Below are 3183 nucleotides of genomic sequence, written 5' to 3'. Positions count from 1 at the left end.
CCTCAAGCCGCGCCCGATCCGGTGCCGTGACGACGAAGGTGATACCGCTACGCATACCCCTTGGTCGCACAATGCAGCGCTAGGCGGAATCCTCAAAAGGACTCATCCGTCACGATCAATCCACTAGTCGGCGCGCGCCTTCCCACATCGGCATGTCGAGCGTCCGCGCCGCCATGCACTCGGGCCATTGCCAACTCGCCGGCGCGACCTCGCGCGCGACGAGGCCCGGAAGGATCGACCATACGAGGATGCCAATCGCCGTGTCCGCGATCCCGCGCCGCGTGCCGAATATCTCGCGTCCGTCGCACCGAATGTGATTTGCGTCTCAATAAACGTGCGTCGGCCGATCGCGAACGTCTCATATAAGCCGAGCGCGAAAGGCGTCTTATTGCAGTTCTGGGCGGTCATCATTGCAAGCCGCTACAGTTAGAGGCCGGTGTGAACGGGCGCTACCTGACTTCTGATCAAACGGCGCTCGCGATCAAACACAAAGGTCAGTTGCGTGTCCGTGCGAACCAGCGCCGGCTTGGCAGAGCCAGAGACTAACGCCTTGATCTCATACGTCGCGGCATCGCCGCCCATGTGAGCTAGTTCGGCGTTATCGATCAGGCCCGAATGCGTGAGACTCTGGCTAGCAAGCCAGGCCTCCACTGCACTCGCGGGTGTGCCCCTAGGGAGCTTCTCTGCGATCTGCGCTCCGATCGCTTGTTCGGACGCCATTGCCTGCTCCTTTTTCTGCGCGCAGGCGACGGTTGCAGCCGCTATGCCGGCGAGCATTGCAACACAGAGCGGCTTTGCCAGCGTGCTCAATGCGGATTGGCTAACTGGGCGTCCCATGCTGGCGCCCACACTACGGGTGAAACGTCAGGGTAGCCACCCCGTTCAAGCGCTTCACGCACGGTCGAGTTGCTGTTTGCCGAGAGCGGTTCGTAGTTGATGCGGGCCGCTTCGATATCGTCCATGTGTCGTGCGAAGTTTGTCTCGATCCTGTCGCAGTTGCCCGGGATCGTAGCCACTGTCTGTCGGCCTGAAGGCTCCGTCGTCCAATCCACCGTGCCAGGGCGATAGGCTCCGTACTCCGTAACGATAGGGCCGTAGATGCCGAAGCCCGGCTCGTACGGTGCCTGCCCGCCCCCGCTGCTTGAGCTCGGCGGGCTGTTCATGCCGGTGTTGTTTGCCTGCGGGCCACCGCGGAAGTAGTTCGTCGAGTTCGCGTCGGTGGTGACGATGAAGGCATGGTTCGTAGGGCCGATTACCGGCTTGAAGCGCACCTCAACGGTGCAGGCTTCTACATCGCCACTCACTGCGGCATCACTGGCTTGACGGCTGCCCGTGGTCGCATCGAGCGTGCGAAGGGCATTGCCCTGCTCAACGGGCGATCCGGTGCGCGCGGCGTGGACAGTGTCGTCGAGTGCGGACGCTGTCCCGCGGTCAATGGCCGCATGGCCGCCGCCTCCAATGCCGCTGGCGCCAATGGTGCTGGCATTCAATTCCCCGACATTCATGGCCGATCCCCTCACCGGTAAAATCGGGAGATTGCTATCCAAAACTCCAGTGCTTGCCCATAAACGAATCGACTAGGATGATGCGGGCGATCCGATCAGTACGGAACCTTGCCGCAGGATCAATTAGCGCATCGATCCTGCGTGAACGACGAGCCAAAGGTGGGCTTTGGGTAGCAACGGAACAGAAATCTACATAGAGACCCCTGTGCATTATTCGGACACAGATTCACGGTAGCGCTTGGGCAGCGATTTCGGCAGGAAGCGCCCAGTTATTGCCGTTCCCGACCTTCCTGTGGTCGCTCGGTTGCAGACGTTTATTCGGACGGCCATTGTTGTCAGATGGACTCGGTTTTTGTGCTGCATCACGTTCGGACAGATGATGAGTATGGTGACGACGCCAAGCTGATCGGAGTCTACCCCTCCTATGAGGCCGCCGCTGCGGCTGTGACCCGCCTCCCGGATCAGCCGGGATTTTGGGATCACCCATCAGGCTTCCAGATTGACGCCTATCCTCTCGATCAGGATCACTGGGCCGAAGGGTTCGTCAGCGTCCTTGCCCTAGAGGAATGACGGCAAGCGGCTCACTTGCGGACGGCTGTGGTTGTCCGGCATGAACCCGAAGTCGGCCATAGCTGCGTGAAGTCGGAGTATCGAACCATGAGCCCACTCTCAGCGGAGCAAATCGCGAAGCTGAACTATCGCTACGACGACTATGCGACGTATGATGACAATGCGACGAAGATTCCCGGCGACCCCTTGATTTTCCGAGATGCCGATGGAGATGCGGCACTCCACATGGCTGCCATCGCCGAGGATGTTGAGGCGGTTTCGTGGCTCCTGAATGCGGGAATTGACCCCAATGCCCTTGGGGATATGGGGCAGACGGCCCTGCATTGGGCCATAGCTAACAAGAACAAGGAAATGGCCGAGCTGTTAGTGTCGTTTGGCGCTCGAACAGATATCATCGATGAGTTTGGTATCCGGTCTGACCTGTCTGTCTTTGAGGATTAGCGGTAGGGAGCGGCCTGTCCGTTTTCCACCAGTTTCCCGCCTTCTGACCGCGAAAGCGCGGTCGCCCTGCGTGAAGCCGACCGGCAACTTCGGGCGGGGAAACTGCCCGGCAGCAGTCGCCCCAGATGCTGCCGTTCGCGCACCTCGGCGGGCGAGCCGAAAGCAGCCGCTTGCCGGTCAAAATCTGTTCGTTAGGATAGGCGCGGATGACAACAGAACCCACGCCGATTTACGAGCTTACCGATCCGCGTCCCATCGCAGAGAGTGCACCCTATACTTTTTTCCTACCAAACGCGGTCGAGATCACCGCAGTCGCAAAAGGTGATCTCGTCAAACTTACGTTTGAATATCCCCACGAAACCGAAAAGTGGGCCGCTGAACGGATGTGGGTGATTGTCGAAGATGTCCGAGGCGACGAGCTAATCGGCGTGCTCGATAATCATCCAAGCGAGCCAACAACGACGCTGAAAGCTGGGGCCGAAGTTCGGTTCGCGCGGCACAATATCATCTCTATTGAATGGGCAAGCCCGGAAAAAGCACCTAGTGGATTGATCGTGACGGATGAGTCCTTTTGAGGATTCCGCCTAGCGCTGCATTGTGCGACCAAGGGGTATGCGTAGCGGTATCACCTTCGTCGTCACGGCACCGGATCGGGCGCGGCTTGAGG

The 3183-nt window shown here is 59.5% G+C and carries 5 protein-coding genes; 3 read left to right on the top strand and 2 right to left on the bottom strand.

The features are described from left to right. Positions 1–426: 426 nt before the first annotated feature. The gene (locus EWE75_RS24135) at positions 427–810 is read right to left on the bottom strand and encodes a hypothetical protein (protein WP_130160575.1); all 384 of its coding nucleotides are present in this window, start codon (positions 808–810) and stop codon (positions 427–429) included. After that, positions 807–1505, bottom strand: coding sequence for a hypothetical protein (locus tag EWE75_RS24130; RefSeq protein ID WP_130160574.1), 699 nt, complete (start codon positions 1503–1505; stop codon positions 807–809). The genes EWE75_RS24135 and EWE75_RS24130 overlap by 4 nt, the downstream gene beginning before the upstream one ends. A gap of 354 nt (positions 1506–1859) precedes the next feature. Here EWE75_RS24130 and EWE75_RS24125 point away from each other — a divergent pair, with 354 nt between their 5' ends. The 3 genes from EWE75_RS24125 to EWE75_RS24115 all read left to right on the top strand — a co-directional run bounded on the left by EWE75_RS24125 (position 1860) and on the right by EWE75_RS24115 (position 3091). Then, positions 1860–2075, top strand: a complete 216-nt coding sequence (locus tag EWE75_RS24125; protein ID WP_231708548.1) for a DUF7336 domain-containing protein — start codon at positions 1860–1862, stop codon at positions 2073–2075. An 87-nt stretch (positions 2076–2162) separates the two neighbouring features. Then, a complete protein-coding gene (locus EWE75_RS24120) occupies positions 2163–2516 on the top strand; it encodes an ankyrin repeat domain-containing protein (RefSeq protein ID WP_130160572.1) in 354 nt (117 codons plus the stop codon). A 206-nt stretch (positions 2517–2722) separates the two neighbouring features. Then, on the top strand, positions 2723–3091 hold the full coding sequence (locus EWE75_RS24115) for a DUF2314 domain-containing protein (protein ID WP_130160571.1): 369 nt from the start codon (positions 2723–2725) through the stop codon (positions 3089–3091). The last annotated feature ends 92 nt before the right edge of the window (positions 3092–3183 follow it).

It is taken from the genome of Sphingomonas populi (assembly GCF_004208535.1).
GTDB classification, from domain to species: Bacteria; Pseudomonadota; Alphaproteobacteria; order Sphingomonadales; family Sphingomonadaceae; genus Sphingomonas; species Sphingomonas populi.
This window is presented reverse-complemented; position numbering and strand designations above follow the sequence as displayed.

Bases quoted from the DNA above. Each gene is read 5' to 3' on its own strand.
- EWE75_RS24130 (WP_130160574.1), bottom strand. From the start codon at position 1,505: ATGAATGTCGGGGAATTGAATGCCAGCACCATTGGCGCCAGCGGCATT.
- EWE75_RS24120 (WP_130160572.1), top strand. From the start codon at position 2,163: ATGAGCCCACTCTCAGCGGAGCAAATCGCGAAGCTGAACTATCGCTAC.
- EWE75_RS24115 (WP_130160571.1), top strand. From the start codon at position 2,723: ATGACAACAGAACCCACGCCGATTTACGAGCTTACCGATCCGCGTCCC.